Consider the following 21875-nt stretch of genomic DNA (forward strand, 5'->3'; position numbering starts at 1 on the left):
TGACCAACATCGTGTTGGCCTAAGCCTCCGGCGGATGTCACAGATTTTGAAGAGAGGCCTGTACGATGCAAGTCAGTTAACCGTTGGCGCATGTTGTGACGCTTTTAGGTTAACTTCTGCTATGAGCAGTTTGAAAAAATCTGGACGATAGTTAGCCGAGGCGTAACTGATATGTGGCTAGCCTATAAAAAATTGGGACGAGAGCTAGCGAATGTGTAGTTGATTTTGATGTGATAAGAAGGTGAAGGGAATGCGCAAAATTTATTTAGTAGGTTTTATGGGCTGTGGTAAAAGCGCAATAGGGCGAAGATTGAGCTTTTTTTTGAAAATGCCTTACTACGACATGGACAAAGAAATTGTGAGACAGCAAGGTATGACGATACCTGAGATTTTTGACAAATATGGGGAGGCCTATTTTCGGCGGTTGGAAACTGAATTTTTAAAGAATTTTCGTGATGAAGCATGTATTATCTCTACGGGCGGTGGTGTAGCGATTAATGCCGAAAATCGTAAAATTATGCGCCGTACAGGTCTCGTATTTTTTCTTGATGCGACTTTTGAAGACATATATATGCGCATTAAAAATGATAAAAATCGGCCGATTGTCCAAAGCACTACAAAGGAACAATTGCAGCAACTTTATTTAGAACGCCGAAAATTTTACAGAGAAGCGGCGCATATACAAGTGTTAACGGCAGGCAGAACGCTTCGCCTTATCGTGGAATATGTCGGCTTTCAAGTGAATCGTTTGAAAGGCGAATGATACGGTATTTTTTCTTTTGAATGTTCGGTTTTTGTAATAAAATTAAAAAATGATTGCGTTTTTATCACATCTAATGTTAGGATATGGCTTAGATAGCTCTATTCTTTCAAAGAAACAGGACAGAATAGTTTGTAGATTAGTATTCTATTTTAAAACATCATTACTGCGGATGATTGTACGGGGAGAGAACGTGATGTGGCGTCGCCGAAGGAGCAAGTAGCAAAGCTATGAATCTCTCAGGCAAAAAGACTCGTACAGGACGCAACTCTGGAGAGCGCTTCTTAATTCACTTAAGTAGCCACCAAAGGGGAAAGCCTATTATGTGAAATGAATCAATAATAGGTGTAACTTTCAGGTGAAAGGACAGAGAATTCCGAATACAAGGGATTCGTCTGTCTTTTTTTGATGTAATTAACGTGAGGAGGAACGAGAAATGACAGAATTAAAACGCACGCCGCTATTTGATGCATATGCGCAATATGGTGGGAAAACAATCGACTTTGGTGGATGGGAATTACCAGTGCAATTTTCATCTATTAAAGATGAGCACGATGCAGTACGCAATCGAGCAGGTTTATTTGATGTATCACACATGGGAGAGATTTTTGTAGAAGGTGAAGATGCGTTTGCGTATTTACAAAAAATCTTATCGAATGACATTTCCAAAATAGCAGTAGGTGGTGCACAGTACAGTGCAATGTGCTATGAAAATGGCGGTGTTGTTGACGATTTATTAACATATCGCTTGTCTGACAATCAATACTTATTATGTGTGAATGCATCGAATATCGAAAAAGATTTCGAGTGGATGCAACAACATATAGAAGGCGATGTGACAATCACAAATCGTTCAAATGAGTATGCACAAATCGCGTTGCAAGGTCCTTTAGCAGAAGAAGTACTACAAGCTTTAACGGTAACAGACTTAAAAGAAATTAAATATTTCAAATTCCAAGATAATGTAGATGTTGCGGGACATCAAGTACTTGTATCACGCAGTGGCTACACTGGGGAAGATGGTTTCGAACTTTATGGAACACCAGAGGCAATCGTTGCTCTATGGCATAAAATTTTAGAATCAGAGCAAGTTGTGCCGACAGGTCTTGGCGCACGTGATACGCTGCGCTTTGAAGCGGGCTTGCCACTATATGGTCAAGAGCTTTCAAAAGACATTTCTCCGTTAGAAGCAGGGATTGGCTTTGCAGTGAAGCTTCAAAAAGAGCCGAAATTCATCGGTCAAGAAGCATTAATTGCACAAAAAGAGGCTGGTTTAACACGTAAATCTGTTGGTGTTGAGATGGTCGGCAAAGGCATTCCTCGCCACGGTTATAAAGTATTTAAAGATGGCGTGGAAATCGGTGAAGTAACGACAGGTACACAGTCGCCATTAACAAAGCGCAACATCGGTGTCGCTTTATTAAATACAGCATTTACTGAAATAGGAACAGAAGTGGAAATTGAAATTCGTGGTAAATTAGTTCCAGCTATTACAGTGGCAACACCTTTTTATAAGCGCTAAGTGCCAGGCACACACACAATTCTCACACAATTCAGGTAAGTGTTCAAAATAATTAAGTTGAAAAGAGGGTTCTCATGAAACATCGTTATTTACCAATGACGGAACAGGACAAGCAAGAAATGTTAGCCAAAGTTGGCGTTGATTCAATTGATGCGCTATTCTCAGACATTCCAGAAGAAGTACGCTTCCAAGGGCTTTACAACATTAAAGAAGCAAAATCAGAAGCAGCCTTAATGAAGGAGTTAGCAGCACTTGCAGCTAAGAATAAAGATACAGCAGCAAACGTATCATTTTTAGGTGCGGGTGTTTACAATCACTATAAGCCAGTAATCGTTGATCATGTCATTTCTCGTTCTGAATTCTATACAGCTTACACACCATACCAACCAGAAATTTCACAAGGTGAATTGCAAGCGATTTTTGAATTCCAAACGATGATTGCCGAATTAACAGGTATGGATTTAGCGAACTCATCGATGTATGATGGCGGTACATCACTTGCAGAGGCTGGTATGCTTGCAGCAGGTCACACACGTCGCAAAAAAATTCTTGTATCAGGTGCTGTACATCCAGAATACAAGGATGTTGTCACAACATATGCATACGGTCAATCAATCGAAATCGTTACAGTGCCAACAAAAGATGGTGTAACAGATATCGACGCATTAAAAGGCTTAGTAGATGACCAAACAGCGGCTGTGATGGTGCAGTATCCAAACTTCTTCGGTCAAGTTGAAGATATCCAAACAATTGGTGACATTGCACATGACGCAAAAGGGTTACTTGTCGTATCAGCGAATCCATTAGCACTTGGTGTATTAACGCCTCCTGGTAAGCTTGGTGCAGATATTACAGTTGGTGATGCACAAGTATTCGGCATTTCTGAAGGCTTCGGTGGCCCTCACTGTGGTTATTTTGCTGTAACATCTAAGTTAATGCGTAAAGTGCCTGGTCGTCTTGTTGGTGAAACGGTTGATGATCAAGGGCGTCGTGGCTATGTATTAACATTACAAGCACGTGAACAGCATATCCGTCGTGATAAAGCGACTTCAAATATTTGTTCAAACCAAGCATTGCTTGCACTTGCTGCTTCTGTAGCGATGACAGCATTTGGAAAGCAAGGCATTCAAGAAGTAGCGAAGCACAATATCGTCAAAACGCGCTACGCGAAAAATGCGTTTGAGGCAGCAGGCTTTGAAGTTGCTTATCAAGGTGCACACTTCAATGAAATCGTTGTAAAAACGAAAAAATCGGTTACGGAAATTAATAAAGGCTTAATTGAAAAAGGCATTATCGGTGGTTTCGATTTAGGTCGTGTATATCCAGAATTAGAAAACCATGCGTTAATCGCTGTAACAGAGCTACGCACAAAAGAAGAAATTGACGCATTCGTTGCAGAGATGGGGGCTTATAATGCATAACGAAAACCAATCACTCATTTTTGAAATCACAAAACCAGGCCGTGTTGGCTACAATTTAGAGCCGCTTGATGTACCAGAATATGATTTAGCTGATTTATTACCAGCAGGCTATGTGCGCGAAGAAGCAGCTGAGCTACCAGAAGTTTCTGAATTAGATATTATGCGCCATTACACAGCGCTTTCTCGCCGTAACCACGGTGTAGATTCAGGCTTCTACCCACTTGGCTCATGTACGATGAAGTACAATCCAAAAATTAATGAAGCAGTAGCACGCTTTAGCGGCTTTGCGAACGTTCACCCATTACAAGATGAGTCAACAGTACAAGGCGCAATGGAGCTTTTATATGATTTACAAACATCATTAGAAGAAATTACAGGTATGGATGAAGTAACGTTGCAGCCGGCAGCGGGCGCACACGGTGAATGGACAGCATTAATGATGATTCGTGCATTCCATGAGGCAAATGGCGAGGGGCATCGTAATAAAGTGATCGTTCCTGACTCAGCACATGGTACAAACCCAGCATCTGCAGCAGTTGCAGGTTTTGAAACAATTACCATTAAATCAGGTGAAGACGGCTTAGTTGACTTAGACGATTTACGTCGCGTTGTCGGTTCTGATACAGCGGCATTAATGTTAACGAATCCAAACACAGTTGGTTTATTCGAAGAAAACATCATCGAAATGGCGAAAATTATCCATGAAGTAGGCGGTAAAGTTTACTATGATGGTGCAAACTTAAATGCCGTTATGTCAAAAGCACGTCCTGGCGATATGGGCTTTGACTGCGTACACTTAAACTTACACAAAACATTCACAGGTCCACACGGTGGCGGTGGTCCAGGTTCAGGTCCAGTAGGGGTAAAAGCAGATTTAATTCCATTTTTACCAAAGCCAGTTCTTGTGAAAAAAGAAGATGGTACATTCCACTTCGATTACAACCGTCCACAATCAATCGGTCGTGTGAAGCCATACTTTGGTAACTTCGGTATTAACGTACGTGCTTACACATACATCCGCACAATGGGTCCAGATGGCTTAAAAGCGGTAACAGAATATGCCGTATTAAATGCAAACTACATGATGCGTCGTTTAGAGGAATATTTCGATTTACCATTCGACCGTCATTGCAAGCATGAATTCGTATTATCTGGTCGTCGTCAAAAGAAATTGGGCGTACGTACATTGGATATTGCAAAACGCCTGTTAGACTTTGGCTATCACCCACCAACAGTATACTTCCCGCTGATTGTGGAAGAGGGCATTATGATTGAGCCAACGGAAACAGAATCGAAGGAAACATTGGATGCATTCTGCGACGCAATGATTCAAATTGCGAAGGAAGCGGAAGAAAATCCTTCAATCGTTCAAGAAGCACCACATACAACTGTTATTTCACGCTTAGATGAAGCGCGTGCAGCACGTACACCAGTACTTCGCTATACAAAATAATCACTACAAGAGGCTATCGGGAAAGAATTTTCTCCGATAGTCTTTTTTGTATTTGATTAGAAATTTTGATGAAATCAGGAGGTATAGATAAATGAGGGGGATTCGCAGATAAGTGAGAGAAAAGCGCAGATAAAAACCAGAACCCGCAGATAAATGAGAGAAAAGCGCAGATAAAATTTAAAACCCGCAGATAAGTGAAAGAAATTCGCAGATAAAAACTAGAACTCGCAGATAAATTATCAAACTTCGTGGATAAAAGCGGAATGCCATAAATCGAGCTAATCAAGATAATACAGTCACAAAAAAAACAAGCTAGTTGAATGTGGACTAGCTTGTTTTGTGTTTGTTATTTAGATTTAATTTTTCCTGTCCAAGTACGGAAACCGCCTTGTAGTTGGTAAATTTGATTGTAGCCACGTTTTTTTAATGTTAGTGCAGCACGGGCGCTACGACCTGTGTTTTGGCAGTATAAGTATACTGGTAAGTCCGGACGAATTTCTTTGTAACGCGCATTGAGTTGTGTCGAAGGAATGTTGCGTGCGCCTAAAATATGCCCAGCATCGAACTCCTTCGTTTCACGCAAGTCAATTAATTGTGCTTTGCGATAGCCTTGAATAAATTCGTCTTGTGTTAAATTCGTTACGGCTTTTTTTAAGCGTATGGAACTAATAAAAATGTAAAGTCCAACGATAGCGATTACAATAAGTAGTGTAATAAGAATTTTCACTGCAAGTAAACCCCTTTCTATTTCCACAATCTATTATAAAAGATAATAGAATAAATGTACAGTGAACGTTGATGTGACAGTGTTTTTAACTAGTGTTCAAAAAATCAGGAACTGCTCAACAATTGTCTCTTGTATTTGTACAAGCTTTGTCAAATATCAGGGGCTGTTTTGAAATAGTGTGAAAGGGTACGGCATATATTGAACTTTAATCCTCAAACATAGGAGTGGGGCAAGTGAAGGAGATAGATGCGTTTGTAAAGAGATTACATTACTTTGATGAAAAATTTAAGTTATTTATCAAGCAAAACAATGCTTATCTAATAGGTGAATATTTAGCGTTATGCCAAATAATTGATGGCTATTCTGCTTTTATTATAAATCCTGCCAATGAAGAACATTGGAATAATTTAGAGCAATCAATTGAAATAGTGTCGCTAGTTGAGAATCTAAGAAATAACGCTTCTGTTTGTGTGCGAATCATTGAAAAATATCGAGCTTTAGAATTAAGAGATAAAAGCGAGGAAATCACTGGTTATTTTCGGAACATAGAAGACTGCATTGAAAAGGAATTTGGCGGTTTTCAAATTACTAATCAGTCGAAGGTGCTATTGGTGGGGTCTGGATCTTTTCCTATAACATTATTAAGGATTGCGGAACGAACAGGCGCGGAAGTTTTTGGAATTGATATTGATGATGAAGCGATTCACTTGGGAAAACATGTAGTAAATAAATTAGGAAGTCATTTATCCATTCAGATTGACAATAAATCAGTAGGAGAGCTTGAGGTGATTCAACAGATTAGTCATATTATATTTAGTTCAACTGTTAGCTGTAAATATGACATATTAGGGCAATTATATGATTTAACAAATAAAGATGTACGTATTGCTATGCGTTATGGCAATGGGCTAAAGTCTCTTTTTAACTATCCAATGCAGAAAGTAGACGAAACCAAATGGTATATAGTCGAGGAAATTATTCACCCTCAAAGTGTGTTTGATGTTATTTTATATCAAAAGTGCAATGACTTAACTAGATAAGGAGAGGGCTATGACTTATTTCAAGAAGGTTTTACTGTTAGGAACAGGTCCCACCGTAGTTCAATTGGCTGTGAATTTCAAGAATTATTGTAGTGATGCAGTAGCTATTGCTGGGAGAGAATCTTTGCGCTCTAAAATTTTCTTTGAATCGATTGTTCAGCATGAATTTGCACTTAAGGTATCAATACAAAATAAACAACATCAGTCTGTTGCAGGAGAATGTACAATTAATACGTTTTTTGAGGGTTATCATAAAATATCTGGAAATTGGGATACCATTGTACTTAGTGTTACGACAGATTCTTATTTATCAGTATTGGCACAAATCGATACACAAGTGTTGCAAAGGGCTAGCTGTTTTATATTAATTTCTCCTACATTTGGCTCTAGTCATTTAGTAGCTAATTTCCTAAAAAATAGATCTCCACATGCGGAGATAATTAGCTTTTCAACCTATTATGGAGATACTAGATGGTTAAAGGAAATGCCATCAAATCAAGTATTGACAACAGGGGTAAAGAGAACGGTTTTTATTGGTTCAATTTACTCAAAATCGAAAAGGTTAGCTAAATTGTCTGAATTATTTCGTCATTTGGGAATTCATTTGAAAAAAGTAACGTCTCCCCTTGAAGCAGAAACAAGAAATATATCTCTATATGTGCATCCGCCCTTATTTATGAATGATTTTTCATTAAACGCAATATTTAACGAGGAAAAAAGGGCAAAATATGTGTATAAGCTTTATCCGGAAGGGCCCATTACTTATACAATGATTCGTCATTTATTAAACTATTGGAAAGAAATGATGGCAATTGTGAAGCATTGTGATATTCAACCTTTAAATCTATTAAAGTTTATGGTAGATGATAATTACCCATTACAGCCAGCAAGTATAGCCCGACAAGAAATAGAGAATTTTACTAAACTTGAGCCCATACATCAAGAATATCTGCTCTATATTCGTTATGCCTCCTTATTAATTGATCCATTTTCTATGCCCAATCAAGAGGGAAAATACTTTGATTTTTCAGCAGTTCCTATTAGAAATATTTTTAAAAATCATGATGGAGAATGGGATATTCCCAGAATGCCAAAAGAAGATTACTATCGTGTGAAAATTATTCAAGGAATTGCTAATGCCTTAAATTTAAAAAGCCCAATGTTGGATCATTTTGTACAAACCTATGAAGAAAAACTACAACAAGTAGTGGCCTCATCTGAGAATAAAATATACTCAGAAGCCTTCCAAGTAAAATCCTTTTCACAAGATATTGAGATGATATGTAAGGAATTACTTGTGAAGAAAAAACAAAATAATCATACACATAACATAAGAAGTTAGGAGCTTGAGTTAAATAGAAATATATAGACACAGGAAATTATTATGGAGAATGTAAAGTACGTCATAACCGCCAAGACATATTAGATAGATGCATCATAATAGGGGGGATGGTTAACAGCCCAGACATACCTTCATAGAAAAGGAATTGATACGCTATTTGGCAGCCAATCTTGTTTCAAGAAAAAACTATGAGGAAGATTTGTATGACAAATAAAGACTTATGTCATAAAGAACAGTGCATATGAAAATTTGATAGAGTATGAAATTATAGATGACGATGATTCATATTGAACAACAATCCCCCTATATTTGTAAAATATAGGGGGATTGATTTATTGAACAATTCTTTTTCTATTTATTCAACATATAGAGCAATAGATGAAACAATGGCTTCTGCTGCATATTCCCATTTTCCATCAATATAACTTCCAAGCTTTTGACCAAGCTCTTGCAACATTTCCAACGTCACTGGAATATCATTTTTTTGTGCTAATGTAGCTAGAAGTGGTGCAGATATACTTGTCCATCCACCTCGGTCGATTTTAATTTCTACCTTTTTCACTTCGCCATGTTCTATTTCAATATGATAGAATACTTGGTCATCTGGACGCCAGCTTAAGTGATGAGAGATTTGTCCATTCACAATTGTGCGATCGTCCTTTTTGACAATAGAAGCTGGTTTGACATTAAACTCATGACCTAATACTTCTAATTTCTTGATTTCAGGACCTGCTAATGCGGCTTGCACAGCTTTCTCCATATTATTTTGTGATGAAATCGATGTTTCTACTAACGAATCAGTAGCTTCATTACTTGCAGCAAAAACTGCTGAAGGATATATACTAGCCGTAGCAAATGTTGTTGCTAGTAATGCTGTCGACGTAATCTTCATTATTTTTTTCATAAAGTTTTCCACCTTTCCTAGTTAAATGATTTGGAATTTAATAAATCTTATCATTTATAATGGAAATATACAACATTTATTTACGGTTTTGGTTCAACATCATAAATTAGGGTTGAATTATCGATCATTTCATTTTGTATATTAATAGAGGATTAAGAAGAGTTATGGTTTCGCGAAATTTGTACTTCAACGGTAAATGGATTAAAGTCATTGTTCTTGGAAGCAATATTTACAATGTCTTGGATATCTTTTACAACTTTTTCATCTACTTGATCTATGTTATTCAAATAAACAGCGATAACTTGCTTTTGGGGTGATTCTACCAAAAAGCCAAGTGAGTCATCAGGTCGATAGCCTTTTTCTCTTATAGCTTGTAAAACCTCAAAAGTAAAATTTGTGCTTTGTAATTTAGCTGAAAACTCTTCAGCGTAGGCTTGCTTAAGTTCATTTTCGGAAGACTGGTCAGCTAAAGAATATTCATTTTTTACCAAAAGAAGCAGGGTTAAAAAGGTTCCTATTACGCCTAAAACAAGCATTGACGATTGGACAAAACAAGGTTTTGTCATGAGATACCTCCTTGAAAGTGATGATAAATAATATGTTAAATCGACAGTCTGAATCCATTTATTAAAAATGGATTTTTTCTTTTGATCGTTAAGTGAGAGCAGCGTGTCATTTATAAAGTAAGGTTGATTATTCCATATAGATGTCGCATTAGCTCCAATCATGCACTTTAATAGATCTTATTTAGTACAGTGCGGTAAATATAAAAATTTAAGAATGCTTGATATAATCGCATTAATGGCTACTAGATGTAGTAGATTTTATGTTACAAAGTAGTGAGTTAAATGTACAGTGAACGTTGGTGTGTACAAAATTAGCCTCATGGACTTAGACTTTGGTTGATTGCTGCTTTAATTAAAACTATCTGTATGCGTTTATAAAATTGAGGGAATCGCATTTGTTTTTATGAATAAACATATTTGTAAATAAAGTAATGCGTTTTAATCGCTTCAAAATAGGGTATTTTACTGAACCAAGTGGCGAATATGAATGTCAACCTTTGTAATAAGCAAGAAGGCTGTCAATCGATTGTGATAACCTTCTTGTAGCTATCTCAAAGAGGGAGGAATCAAATTGCATAAAATCATCGCAGTATCCATTGCAGCAACTATTTTAGCATCGGGTTGCTTTGGTAAGGAACAACAAAACGCACCTACTATTTCTAATAATACACAACAAGAAATGCCCTCGTCTGTCGAATTAGAAGTGATAGTGGAAAATTTAAATATTCCATGGTCGATTGAAAAACAAGGAGATACGTTTTATTTAACTGAAAGAGTTGGCAGCATTGTCAAAATAGAAGGGGAGAAAGTAGAGCGACAACGTGTAGTGCTTGAAAAAGAGCTATCAACAGCCTCAGAGGCAGGGTTACTTGGATTTGTGCTCGCGCCAGATTTTTCTGAATTGAGCCTTGCATATGCCTATTATACGTATGACGATAGGGCAGGACAATTTAATCGTATTGTCACACTTCATTTAGAAGATAATGTATGGCGAGAACAAAGCTTGCTGCTTGATCAAATTCCTAGCGGCACCTATCATCATGGTGGCAGGCTTAAAATAGGTCCAGATAACATGTTGTATGCGACAACGGGTGATGCTTCTAAGCGTGAAATCGCACAAAATCTGCAAGCATTAGGTGGCAAAATTTTAAGAATGAACCTCGATGGCTCCATACCAACTGATAATCCATTTCCAAATTCCTATGTTTATAGCTTAGGACATCGTAATCCTCAAGGCATTGTTTGGACAACAGATGGTACGATGTATGCAAGTGAGCATGGAGAGAGTAGAAATGATGAAATGAATTTGATTGAGGCTGGTCAAAATTATGGCTGGCCAATTATTGAAGGGCGTGAGGAACAAGAGGGGCTACATGCTCCATTATTCACTTCTGGCAGTCAAAATACTTGGGCTCCATCTGGCATGGGTTATGCTAACGATAAAATCTATGTGGCAGCGCTCAGAGGAAATGCTGTTTTAGAATTTGATGTAACCACAAATGAACAGCGAGAGTTGCTAACAGATTTTGGTCGCATTCGGGATGTATTCATTGAGGATAACGATCTGTATTTTATTAGCAATAATTTAGATGGTCGCGGAAATGGGCAAGAAGGTGATGATAAGTTATATAGAGTATCGCTTTCTCAGTTTGAGTGAAATGAGAGAAACCAAAATTATTTTTTATCGACCCAGAAAATGAATTGTATATTCGCGAGGCATTGCAAATACTAGCACGTCATAAGACTGTCATTATGGTAGCACATCGTCTACATACAATCCGTAACGCGACAACAATCGCTGTGATTGAAAATGGCCAAGTGATAGAATCTGGCACACATGATGAACTATTTGCTCATGAAGGTAGATATAAAAAGTTTTGGCATGACCGTGCAAGAGCGGAGCAATGGCAGATAGAAATGTAAAGCAATCAAAAAATTGAAGACTACTAGCGTATGTGAAGGCAAACGCTAGTAGTCTTTTATTTTAATAGCAATGATTAGATTTGTTAGAAAGATTGATGGATGGCTATGTAAAAAATAATAGATGCAATACGTTGCTATCAAAGCATCTCAAAGATTTACTAGCTGGATAAAGTGCGATTTAATTCGTAATAAATAAAAGTTATGCTTGCATTTTCTTTCGTTATAGCATATATTTTTCCTTAAGGAAACATATTAGCGTTATTGAAAGAGAGTGTCTGTTATGAAAAATGAAAATGTAACGATTTTGCTATGTATTTTTTGGTTGATCTTATTGTCTACATGGTTCATCACAAAGTCAGTAACAATCGCACTGCTATTTTTTGTCATATGGATTTGTTGGCGCTGTATGCTTCGGAAAACTTTAAAAATAGAAAAGGAGTTTAGGAGATAATGAAACGTTTTTTAGCAGTTTTAGGGCTAACTTTATTATTAGCCGCATGTAGTGATGGAAAAGAAGATGCAAAAGAGGGGAATGTTGTGGCAACGACAGGACAAATTGGCGATGCCATTAAAATGATTGGTGGAGAGCATTTGCAAGTGACAACATTAATGGGCCCAGGTGTAGACCCTCATTTATACAAAGCGACGCAAAGTGATTTAACGAAGCTGGATGGTGCGGAAGTTATTTTTTATAATGGCTTACATTTAGAAGGGCAGATGCAGGATATTTTTGACCAAATGGCTGAGGAAAAAACGGTGTTAGCAGTAGGAGAGCAGTTAGATAAAAGTGCATTATTAGCGGATGAAGACGATGCCGCATTGCCTGATCCACACATTTGGTTTGCTATTGATTTATGGAAAGAGGTTGTTGCTGAGATTGGTCAGACATTAGCCGAGGAGTATCCAGCATATAAAGATGATTTTAAAGCAAATGAAGAGGCTTATTTAGCTCAATTGGATGAATTAAAGGAATATGTAGCTGGTCGTACAGAGGAAATTCCAGCGTCACAGCGTATTTTAGTCACAGCGCATGATGCCTTTAATTATTTTGGTGAAAGCTTAGGATTTGATGTGCGTGGCTTGCAGGGACTAAGCACAGATTCTGAGTATGGTGTAAAGGATGTGCAAAATATGGTGAATTATTTAGTAGAAAACAAGATCAAAGCCATTTTTATCGAGTCAAGTGTATCGGATAAGGCGATGAAGGCAGTTATTGAGGGGGCAAAGGAAAAAGGTCACGCTGTCATAATTGGTGGCGAATTGTTCTCAGATGCAATGGGTGCTGAAGGGACGGAAGAAGGCACGTATTTAGGAATGTATAAACATAATGTCGACACAATTGTCGATGCATTGAAGTAGGTGGAAGAGATGGAAGCTTTAGTTGTTAAAAATTTATCGGTTGCTTATGATAAAAAAACGGTGCTTGAAAATGCGAGCGTGTCCGTACCAACTGGACATTTAGCGGCGATTATTGGGCCGAATGGGGCTGGCAAATCGACCTTTTTAAAAGCGATATTGAACCAGTTACCGAATAAAATTGGGAAGGTTGAGATTTTAGGGAAGGCTTTTGCACCAAGAAACTTAGTTGTTGGCTATGTACCACAGCGCAATGCCGTTGATTGGGATTTTCCAACAACAGCTATTGATGTAGTGCTAATGGGGCGTTATGGGCATCGAGGTTTGTTTAAGCGCCCAACAAAGCAGGACCGAGTGATTGCGATGCAGGCTTTAACGAGTGTTGGCATGCAGGATTTTGCAGAGCGCTCAATCGGTCAGCTTTCAGGAGGTCAGCAGCAGCGCGTGTTCTTAGCTAGAGCGCTGGCACAAAACGCGGAAGTTTACTTTTTAGATGAGCCGTTTGCAGGGGTTGATGCAGCAACGGAAAAAACAATTATTGATATTTTAAAAAATTTAAAGGCACAAGGAAAAAGTATTTTTGTTGTTCATCATGATTTACAAACCGTTACAGAGTATTTTGATTACACCATTTTATTAAATAAAACGATTTTAGCTGCGGGTAAAACGGGAGAAGTATTTACGAGAGAGAAGCTACAGCAAACATATGGTGGTAAATTATTAATGATGGAAGCGATGTAAGGAGGGATACGATGTTATCTGGAAATTTACTTTGGGTGTTAATGGGAACGTCGCTTCTTGGTATAGCTGCTGGTATTACAGGAACGTTTTCCTTCTTACAAAAGCAAAGTTTAGTAGGTGATGCTGCGGCACATGCGACATTGCCAGGTATAGCGCTAGCCTTTTTATTAACAGGTCAAAAAGAGCTACCTATTCTAATGATTGGTGCAGCTCTTACTTCAGCTCTTTCTATTTATTGCATTCAATGGATTGTGACGTATTCAAAGCTGAAGGCCGATGCGGCGATTGGGCTAGTGTTAGCTGTATTTTTCGGTGTAGGTATTGTGCTATTAACGATTGTTAACCGCAGTCCGCTAGGCAATCAAAGCGGCTTAAATGATTTTATTTTTGGCAAAGCGGCCACGATGACAAAATCAGATTTAACGTGGCTTTTTATGAGTGCGATTATTATTATAGCTGTTAGCCTTTTAATGTATAAGGAATGGAAGTTAATCATATTTGATCCAGTCTATGCAAAGGGCATCGGCTTACCAGTGGAGGCATTAAAGGCTTGTTTAACGGCACTTATTGTGATGACGATTGTGACAGGCATTCAAGCGGTCGGTGTTATTTTAATGTCAGCACTCTTGATTATTCCAGCAGCAAGCGCTAAATTGTGGACGAAAAGGCTAAGTGCGATGTTATTATTTAGCGGCATTGCAGGAGGCTTAGCAGGTGTTGTGGGAACATTTATTAGCTCATTACGTGTAGGGTTATCAACAGGACCAATTATTGTTTTATGTGCTGCCAGCATCTTTTTCGTCTCCTATCTCTTTAGCCCGAAATCTGGACAAATAAGCAAATATATAACAAAAAACAAATTTCAGCAAGGTGAAGTGTAATGATTGAATTTTGGGTTATTTTAACAGGGATTTTAGTTGGTATTACATGTGGTATTGCAGGGGTCTTTTTAATTCTTCGTAAAATGTCAATGATTGCAGATGCCATTAGTCATACGGTATTATTTGGTATTGTGATGGCTTTTATTATTACACAGTCATTGAATGGCTTGTGGATGTTAGTTGGTGCAGCAGTAGCAGGAATTTTGACTGCTTATTTAGTACAGTTGCTGCAATCTTCAGGCATTCAAGAGGATGCGGCGATTGGTGTGACATTTACCTCTTTATTTGCCTTAGGCGTTTTACTTATTACGTTATTTGCAGGCAATGTTCATTTAGATGTAGAGCATGTATTAATGGGGGAAATTTCCTTTGTGCCATGGGATAAATGGACATTTTTATCCATTACAATGCCAAAAGCAGTGTGGATGCTGCTGCTTGTTTTAGTCATTAATGTGGCATTCCTTCTACTATTCTACAAGGAGATGAAGCTTTCAACATTCGATTATGTCTATGCGGCAACAATTGGCTTGCCAGTGATTTTATTGCACTATGCTTTTATGACAACGATTTCGCTAACAACGGTTGCTGCCTTTGATAGTGTCGGGGCCATTTTAGTTGTGGCAATGCTGATTGGTCCAGCGGCAACTGCCTATTTAATTAGCAAATCGATTAAGGAAATGTTTATATGGAGTATGAGCTTCGGTGTTGCATCTGCTATCATGGGCTATTATGCAGCAAAATGGTTAGATACTTCTATCGCAGGAATGATGGCTGCCGCTGTTGGCGTTATTTTTATCCTGGTCTTCATCGTTGATAAATTACAACAGCAGGTAAATAAAAAGGCAGTTACTAGCAGGGGTTCTTTTTAAAGGGAAGGCATGGGTTGCATATTGTACCCATGTCTTTTGATATTTTTAAACAAATTGTTTACTATCAACCTGCTATGTATGGTAATTTAGAAGAGGAAAGTTTCGTCAAGGAGATGACAGCATTGGAAAAGTGGTATTTTATTAACTCAGGGCCTTGTTCACCATCATTTAATATGGCATTAGATGAGGCATTACTTGATTGGCATAGTGAAGGTAGCATTCCGCCAGTGATTCGTTTTTATGAATGGAATCCAGCGACATTGTCGATTGGTTATTTTCAGCAGGCAGAGCGCGATATTGATTTGGAAGCTGTAAAACGTCAAAACTTAGGCTTTGTACGTCGACCTACTGGTGGACGTGCAGTATTGCATGACCAAGAGCTAACGTATTCAATTATTGTGTCAGAAGAGTACCCAAATATGCCGAAAACAGTAACAGAGGCTTATCGTGTACTAAGTGAAGGGATTTTGTTAGGCTTTCAAAATCTAGGGTTAGATGCTTATTTTAGCGTACCAGATACAGAGGAAAAGCAAGCAGATTTAAAGAAACCTAGAAGCGCCGTATGCTTTGATGCACCGAGCTGGTATGAACTAGTGGTAGAAGGCAAAAAGGTGGCTGGAAGTGCACAGACGCGTCAAAAGGGTGTTATTTTGCAGCACGGAGCTATTTTACTAGAGTTGGATGAGGAAAAGCTATTGTCCGTATTTAAATTTTCTTCTGAGAGAATCAAGCAAAAAATGCGTGAGAAGCTACCTGAAAAAGCGGTTGCGATGAATCGCTTTGTGGATACACCTTTTACGATTCCACAATGTGTGGAAGCATTTAAAACAGGCTTTGAAAAATCATTACATATTGAGCTTGTGCCATACACATTAACAGAGGAGCAGCTGGCTTATGTAAAGGAGCTAGAGGCAAGAAAATACGCAAATGATGAATGGAATTTTAGAAAATAATGGAATATATAGCTATTCTTATTGTTATGATACTATACCAATGGATTTTCATCCCGATTTTAAAGCGTAAAGTAGGCTATATTCGTGTAGAGGGAACGATGTTTTATCAATATAAAACGAAATGGCAGCTGCCATTTGAGTTAGCTGTGATTGCAGTCGTTGTGCTAGGTATTGTGCTTTTGACACCCGCGCTGGAGCTTTGGTCTGTAGCCTTTATCCCGATTGGCTTTGTCGTGATTTTAGTTACGCGCGGCATTTTAGAAAAGAAATATGATGCTTATTTACGTCATCATATTATTTCCTTTGTCCAAGCATTATCAGTAATGGTGGCATTTGCAGGGATTTTTATTTATAGTTTTTTTATAAAGTAAACCTTCAATCAGTGGGGGGCTTATAGCCTGTACCTGACGCTTCGCTTTTGGTACAAAAAAGATTGTTAATACGGGATAAAGTAGAGGAAAGATCAAGGTGCTAGTGAATCAGCATCTTGGTCTTTTGTTGTTTTAAAGATGAAAATGCTCCATTTGAGCGATGAATTTGACGAATTGCAAACTTTCGAATAAGTTATCGAAAAATTTACTTAATTTGTGAGGAAAGAGCGGATAGTTCTTCTTTTTCTGCTATGATGAAGCAGTGAGGAGGAAATGAAGTGAAAAAGTATATGGGAGACGCGATGATGCTGATTACAGCAATCGTTTGGGGAAGCGGCTTCGTTGTTGTAGCCATCGCATTAAATTATTTAACTGCTTATCAAGTGATGGCAGGGCGTTTTATCTTAGCAGCAATTATTTTATTAATCTTATTTGGCTATAAACTAAAAGGGTTGCGTTGGTCAGTTGTTTGGAAGGGGGCAATATTAGGGACGATTTTATATGTCGCATTTGCTTTTCAAACGGTGGGACTTGAGTATACGACCGCATCGAAAAATGCCTTTATTACGGCAGTGAATGTGGTTATTGTGCCGTTAATTGCCTTTATTTTTTATAAGCGGAAAATTGATGGCTACGAAATGTTTGGCTCTGTTCTCGCATTAATCGGCATTGGGCTGTTGTCATTACAGGGCTCTTTCAAGATGAATATTGGTGATATGTTAACATTAATTTGTGCGGTGGGCTTTGCATTCGATATTTTTTATACGAATTATTTTGTGCAAAAAGAGGATGCGCTTGTTTTAACAATTGTACAGTTTGTGACAGCGGCAGTCATTGGAACGCTCGTCGTCATTATGCAAGGAGAGATCCCGACCACCATTGCAAAAGAGGGAATTTATGCGATTATTTATTTAGCGGTGTTTTCAACAACACTTGCCTACGTCTTACAAAATGTGGCACATAAATATACGACGGCAACGAAGGCGGCCATTATTTTATCAACAGAGGCGTTATTTGGTACACTATTCGCTATATTATTTTTACATGAAGTATTGACATTTAAAATGACAATAGGGGCTATATTAATTATGGTGGCGATTTTAATTGCGGAATTAAAGCCTGCTTATTTTAAAAATCGTATGATGAAAAAGATGGGGCGTACATAGGGAAAGAAGCTGTCAGAAAAATGACAGCTTTTTTGATTTTTATCGTATTACTAGTTCAAAAGTAATGATTCGCCCGCAAAACGACCATTTTCGCCCGTTAACAAGCGAAATTCGCCCGCAAGGCAACTACATTCGCTCAGTTACACTCAAAAATAGGAGCTTGTCTAAAAAGGTGATACCTTTTTGGACAGCTCCTTTCATTTAATCATGGTGTAAAGTCGCAGCTACTTCTGGATGTTTTTCTACTTCGTGTAGCTTGTTGAATGAAGCGATAGCTACTTCGACTTGGTCATCTTTTGGCTCCTTCGTTGTTAAAAGCTGTAGCCAAAGGCCCGGATAGCCTAAAAAGCGTAGGACAGGCACATTGCGCAAAGCGTTCGTTGCTTGTAGTACTTCGAAGGAAATGCCAAGCACGACAGGAATTAATAAAATACGGTTCACGACGCGTAGCCATAGTGGATCTGTTGGTACGAAAAAGTAGACGAACATACCGACAATAACCGTAAATAAAATAAAGCTTGAGCCGCAACGATAATGCAGACGCGATTGCTTTTGGACATTTTCTACGGTTAGCTCAAGACCTGCCTCATGGCAATTAATGACTTTATGCTCCGCGCCATGATATTGAAAGACACGCTTAATAATCGGCGTCATCGCAATGAGCTGTAGATAGCCTAATAGCAATATGAGTTTAAACGCTGTTTCTAAAAAGATTTGGCCTGTTTTATTTGGAACCCAGTTTGAAAATAAATCAGCTAAAAAGACAGGCACAAGGGTAAAGACAAATTTCCCGAACAAGAAGGAAAGCACTCCGACAACCGCTACCCCTAAAATCATTTGTAGCTTTGATGGTTCTTCGCTATTTTCCTCTTCCTCTCCAGGCGTTACGTCATAGCGCTCGCTTGCAAACTGTAAATGACGCGAGCCGAAGCCTGCCGATTCGATTAAAGCAACAACACCTCGCACGAAAGGAATTTTCTTTAATTTTTGGTATAAAGGTTTTTTCTTTTTTTCTACATGAAAATAATCAATTGAATTGTCATTGCGACGTATCGCTGTGACCATGTGTTCTTTTCCAGCAAACATTACGCCTTCTAATAGCGCTTGTCCACCATATACGGGTACTTCCTTGCTCACTATGTACACCACTCTCTTAAATAGTTTCTAAATTATTGTACTAAATTTTTTCAAAAAGAACTACGAAAACGCATACGACTTGTGTATTTTGGTAAAAATACAGGAAAGGGAGGGAATTTTATGTCTTTAGCTATCATTACAAGCATCGTTAGTGCGATTGGCTTTTCATGCGTTTTGAAATTTTTACATTATTTTTCTTTTATTTCATGGCATCCGATTGGCTTCGTGAAAAAATGGGATTTAACAATAGCGCCATTTACTGCATGGCTTTTGCTCGGTCTCGTATTATTTCTTTTATTTTTATTGTTATATATTGTACTGCAATATGCTTGGCGTGTGCCAGCGTTCTTTACTTCCTTCATAATAGGGCTTGCCTTTGCTTTTTTAGCGGAATGGGTGATTTATGATTTGCCAGCAGAAAAGGAGTCTTTTAAAAAACTATCCATCCCATTTATCGTTGTGACGATTACAGTATGCCGCTTCGTGATTGAAACAGCGCAATTTCATTATTATAGTAGAAAATTCGCTCATCGAAATAAGTTGATGTATAAAAACACTATGATAAAATAAAATTATGTCGTCAATTAAAAGGGAAGGGGAAACATAGTGAGATTGCTCGTATTAAATGGACCAAATTTAAATCGGCTTGGTAAGCGTGAGCCAGAAATTTATGGAACGGAAACATTAGCTGATGTTGAAGTGAGATTACAGGCACTTGCGGCAAGCTTGCAAAGTGAAATTGATTTTCGACAATCGAATCATGAGGGACAGTTGATTGATTGGATTCATGAGGCGGAGGATCAGCAAATGACAGGTATTGTTTTCAACCCAGGTGCTTACACGCATACAAGTGTTGCTTTACGCGATGCAATTGCATCTGTAACTGTCCCTGTCATTGAAGTACATATTTCCAACATCCATAAGCGTGAGCCATTCCGCCATCATTCCATGCTAGCAGCAGAATGTGTCGGGCAAATTTGCGGTCTCGGTACAATCGGCTATGATTTAGCTGTACGCAAATTTTTACAACAATAAAAAAGGGGAAATCACAACATGAAATTAGCAAAATTACGTCAAGCATTAATCGATGAAAAAATCGACGCATTACTGATTACAAACGACTATAACCGTCGTTATATGACAGGCTTTACTGGTACGGCGGGAGTAGCCATCGTATCAAAGGATGATGCAGTATTTATTACGGACTTCCGCTACACGGAGCAAGCGGCAGAGCAAGTGAAGGATTTCCGCATTGTGCAGCATAGTGGCTTAATCATTGATGAAGTGGCAAAGCAAGCGGCCTTAATGGGTGTGCAAACGCTTGGATTTGAAAAAGAAGCGCTGACTTATGGTACATATGCTCTTTATAAAAATGCCGTGAAAGCTGAATTTGTGCCAACTGCGGGCTTAATTGAAAAAATTCGCTTGATTAAGACAGAACAAGAGATTACTATTATTAAGGCTGCATGTGAAATTGCAGATCAAGCATTTACACATATTTTAGGCTTTATTGAGCCTGGTAAAACAGAGCTTGAGGTGTCGAATGAGCTTGAATTTTTCATGCGTAAGCAGGGTGCGACAAGCTCGTCATTTGATATTATCGTAGCAAGTGGTGTGCGTTCCGCATTGCCACATGGTGTTGCGACAAATAAAATCATTGAAAAGGGCGATTTTGTCACACTTGACTTCGGTGCATTGTATAATGGCTATATTTCTGATATTACACGTACAATTGCTGTTGGACAGCCTTCTGAGAAGCTAGTTGAAATGTACAATGTCGTATTGGAATCACAGTTGCTTGCTTTAGAGAAAGTAGGTCCTGGGATGACAGGAATTGAGGCGGATGCAGTAGCGCGTGATTATTTAACATCAAAAGGCTATGGCGAGGCATTCGGACATTCAACGGGTCATGGCATTGGCTTAGAAGTGCATGAGGGCCCTGGGCTATCATTCCGTTCAGAAACAGTGTTAGAGCCAGGTATGGCTGTTACAATTGAGCCGGGTGTTTATTTGCCGGGCATTGGCGGTGTACGTATCGAGGATGATATACTTATTACAGCAACAGGCAATGAAAAATTAACGCATTCTACAAAAGATTTAATTATTTTATAATTTGGAGGAAAATAAAGATGATTTCAGTAAACGATTTTCGCACAGGTCTAACAATTATCGTTGATGGCCAATTATACCGTGTTTTGGATTTCCAACACGTGAAGCCAGGTAAAGGTGCTGCCTTTGTGCGTTCAAAACTACGTAACTTGCGCAACGGTAACGTCAACGAAAAAACGTTCCGTGCAGGTGAAAAAGTAGAAAAAGCGATGATCGAAAATCGTAAAATGCAATACTTATATGCACAAGGTGATGAGCACGTATTTATGGACATGGAATCATATGACCAAACAACGTTAGCAGCAGCACAAATTGAAGAGGAGTTGCTATATTTATTAGAAAATATGGAAATCCACATTCAATCATACCAAGGTGAAATGTTAGGTGTTGAATTACCAAACACAGTTGTTTTAGAAGTTGCTGAAACGGAGCCTGGTATTAAAGGTGATACTGCTTCAGGTGGTTCAAAGCCAGCTAAAATGCAAACAGGCTTAATGGTAAACGTACCATTCTTCGTAAACGAAGGGGACAAATTAATTATTAACACATCTGAAGGTACTTACGTTTCACGTGCGTAATAAGTAAAATAATTAGCTGGTTTATAGGCAAGGTGCTTATGAACCAGCTTTTTTCT

The 21875-nt window shown here is 38.4% G+C and carries 23 protein-coding genes and 1 riboswitch; of the genes, 19 read left to right on the forward strand and 4 right to left on the reverse strand.

Annotated elements, in window-relative coordinates; genetic code table 11:
• The first annotated feature begins 250 nt into the window (after positions 1 to 250).
• From C9J34_RS19320 to gcvPB, 4 genes are all read left to right on the forward strand, one after another.
• Entirely contained in the window at positions 251 to 763 is a 513-nt protein-coding gene (locus C9J34_RS19320) for a shikimate kinase (RefSeq protein ID WP_107841811.1), read from the forward strand.
• Between the two features lie 169 nt (positions 764 to 932).
• Positions 933 to 1025, forward strand: a riboswitch (glycine riboswitch).
• A gap of 171 nt (positions 1026 to 1196) precedes the next feature.
• Positions 1197 to 2282, forward strand: coding sequence for a glycine cleavage system aminomethyltransferase GcvT (gcvT, locus tag C9J34_RS19325; protein ID WP_107841812.1), 1086 nt, complete (start codon positions 1197 to 1199; stop codon positions 2280 to 2282).
• 74 nt (positions 2283 to 2356) lie between these two features.
• On the forward strand, positions 2357 to 3703 hold the full coding sequence (gcvPA, locus tag C9J34_RS19330) for an aminomethyl-transferring glycine dehydrogenase subunit GcvPA (RefSeq protein ID WP_107841813.1): 1347 nt from the start codon (positions 2357 to 2359) through the stop codon (positions 3701 to 3703).
• Positions 3696 to 5156: an aminomethyl-transferring glycine dehydrogenase subunit GcvPB gene (gene gcvPB, locus C9J34_RS19335; protein ID WP_107841814.1), complete on the forward strand. Its 1461-nt coding sequence runs from the start codon at positions 3696 to 3698 to the stop codon at positions 5154 to 5156. Before gcvPA ends, gcvPB begins: the two co-directional genes overlap by 8 nt.
• A gap of 346 nt (positions 5157 to 5502) precedes the next feature.
• On the opposite strand, the gene C9J34_RS19340 is transcribed toward gcvPB, so the two are convergent.
• Complete coding sequence (locus C9J34_RS19340) at positions 5503 to 5883, reverse strand: rhodanese-like domain-containing protein (protein WP_107841815.1); 381 nt, start codon at positions 5881 to 5883, stop codon at positions 5503 to 5505.
• 233 nt (positions 5884 to 6116) lie between these two features.
• Here C9J34_RS19340 and C9J34_RS19345 point away from each other — a divergent pair, with 233 nt between their 5' ends.
• Both C9J34_RS19345 and C9J34_RS19350 read left to right on the forward strand, forming a co-directional pair.
• A complete protein-coding gene (locus C9J34_RS19345; RefSeq protein ID WP_238600721.1) occupies positions 6117 to 6923 on the forward strand; it encodes a nicotianamine synthase family protein in 807 nt (268 codons plus the stop codon).
• Between the two features lie 10 nt (positions 6924 to 6933).
• Positions 6934 to 8265: an opine metallophore biosynthesis dehydrogenase gene (locus tag C9J34_RS19350; RefSeq protein WP_107841817.1), complete on the forward strand. Its 1332-nt coding sequence runs from the start codon at positions 6934 to 6936 to the stop codon at positions 8263 to 8265.
• 355 nt (positions 8266 to 8620) lie between these two features.
• Here the strand turns inward: C9J34_RS19350 and C9J34_RS19355 are convergent, their stop codons facing one another.
• Together C9J34_RS19355 and C9J34_RS19360 are read right to left on the reverse strand one after the other, a co-directional pair.
• Positions 8621 to 9169 carry a methyltransferase gene (locus C9J34_RS19355; RefSeq protein WP_107841818.1) on the reverse strand — a complete coding sequence of 183 codons (549 nt, stop codon included), beginning with the start codon at positions 9167 to 9169 and terminating at the stop codon, positions 8621 to 8623.
• A 152-nt stretch (positions 9170 to 9321) separates the two neighbouring features.
• Positions 9322 to 9735, reverse strand: a complete 414-nt coding sequence (locus tag C9J34_RS19360) for a hypothetical protein (RefSeq protein ID WP_107841819.1) — start codon at positions 9733 to 9735, stop codon at positions 9322 to 9324.
• A 571-nt stretch (positions 9736 to 10306) separates the two neighbouring features.
• Here C9J34_RS19360 and C9J34_RS19365 point away from each other — a divergent pair.
• The 9 genes from C9J34_RS19365 (at position 10307) to C9J34_RS19400 (ending at position 17995) form a co-directional block, all read left to right on the forward strand.
• Positions 10307 to 11392, forward strand: coding sequence for a PQQ-dependent sugar dehydrogenase (locus C9J34_RS19365; protein WP_420799142.1), 1086 nt, complete (start codon positions 10307 to 10309; stop codon positions 11390 to 11392).
• 44 nt (positions 11393 to 11436) lie between these two features.
• Positions 11437 to 11658: a hypothetical protein gene (locus tag C9J34_RS21735; protein WP_153062658.1), complete on the forward strand. Its 222-nt coding sequence runs from the start codon at positions 11437 to 11439 to the stop codon at positions 11656 to 11658.
• A 450-nt stretch (positions 11659 to 12108) separates the two neighbouring features.
• A complete protein-coding gene (locus tag C9J34_RS19370) occupies positions 12109 to 13017 on the forward strand; it encodes a metal ABC transporter solute-binding protein, Zn/Mn family (RefSeq protein WP_107841820.1) in 909 nt (302 codons plus the stop codon).
• A gap of 9 nt (positions 13018 to 13026) precedes the next feature.
• Positions 13027 to 13755, forward strand: a complete 729-nt coding sequence (locus C9J34_RS19375) for a metal ABC transporter ATP-binding protein (RefSeq protein WP_107841821.1) — start codon at positions 13027 to 13029, stop codon at positions 13753 to 13755.
• An 11-nt stretch (positions 13756 to 13766) separates the two neighbouring features.
• Entirely contained in the window at positions 13767 to 14636 is an 870-nt protein-coding gene (locus tag C9J34_RS19380; RefSeq protein ID WP_107841822.1) for a metal ABC transporter permease, read from the forward strand.
• Positions 14636 to 15505, forward strand: coding sequence for a metal ABC transporter permease (locus C9J34_RS19385; RefSeq protein ID WP_107841823.1), 870 nt, complete (start codon positions 14636 to 14638; stop codon positions 15503 to 15505). Before C9J34_RS19380 ends, C9J34_RS19385 begins: the two co-directional genes overlap by 1 nt.
• Positions 15506 to 15678: 173 nt before the next feature.
• Positions 15679 to 16458, forward strand: a complete 780-nt coding sequence (locus C9J34_RS19390) for a lipoate--protein ligase family protein (RefSeq protein ID WP_107841840.1) — start codon at positions 15679 to 15681, stop codon at positions 16456 to 16458.
• Positions 16458 to 16829 (forward strand): DUF4181 domain-containing protein, encoded by a 372-nt coding sequence (locus C9J34_RS19395; protein WP_107841824.1) that lies wholly within the window; start codon positions 16458 to 16460, stop codon positions 16827 to 16829. Before C9J34_RS19390 ends, C9J34_RS19395 begins: the two co-directional genes overlap by 1 nt.
• A gap of 278 nt (positions 16830 to 17107) precedes the next feature.
• Entirely contained in the window at positions 17108 to 17995 is an 888-nt protein-coding gene (locus C9J34_RS19400; RefSeq protein ID WP_107841825.1) for a DMT family transporter, read from the forward strand.
• Between the two features lie 201 nt (positions 17996 to 18196).
• Here C9J34_RS19400 and C9J34_RS19405 read toward each other — a convergent pair whose 3' ends face one another.
• Positions 18197 to 19081 carry a DUF1385 domain-containing protein gene (locus tag C9J34_RS19405; protein WP_193769092.1) on the reverse strand — a complete coding sequence of 295 codons (885 nt, stop codon included), beginning with the start codon at positions 19079 to 19081 and terminating at the stop codon, positions 18197 to 18199.
• A 171-nt stretch (positions 19082 to 19252) separates the two neighbouring features.
• Here C9J34_RS19405 and C9J34_RS19410 point away from each other — a divergent pair, with 171 nt between their 5' ends.
• From C9J34_RS19410 to efp, 4 genes are read left to right on the forward strand one after another with little or no spacing between them, the layout of a single operon-like run.
• Positions 19253 to 19702, forward strand: coding sequence for a hypothetical protein (locus C9J34_RS19410; RefSeq protein WP_107841827.1), 450 nt, complete (start codon positions 19253 to 19255; stop codon positions 19700 to 19702).
• 36 nt (positions 19703 to 19738) lie between these two features.
• Positions 19739 to 20167 (forward strand): type II 3-dehydroquinate dehydratase, encoded by a 429-nt coding sequence (gene aroQ, locus C9J34_RS19415; RefSeq protein ID WP_107841828.1) that lies wholly within the window; start codon positions 19739 to 19741, stop codon positions 20165 to 20167.
• An 18-nt stretch (positions 20168 to 20185) separates the two neighbouring features.
• Positions 20186 to 21244, forward strand: coding sequence for a M24 family metallopeptidase (locus C9J34_RS19420; protein ID WP_107841829.1), 1059 nt, complete (start codon positions 20186 to 20188; stop codon positions 21242 to 21244).
• A gap of 17 nt (positions 21245 to 21261) precedes the next feature.
• A complete protein-coding gene (gene efp, locus C9J34_RS19425; protein ID WP_107841830.1) occupies positions 21262 to 21819 on the forward strand; it encodes an elongation factor P in 558 nt (185 codons plus the stop codon).
• The last annotated feature ends 56 nt before the right edge of the window (positions 21820 to 21875 follow it).

It is taken from the genome of Metasolibacillus meyeri (assembly GCF_003049505.1).
Taxonomy (GTDB): Bacteria; Bacillota; Bacilli; order Bacillales_A; family Planococcaceae; genus Metasolibacillus; species Metasolibacillus meyeri.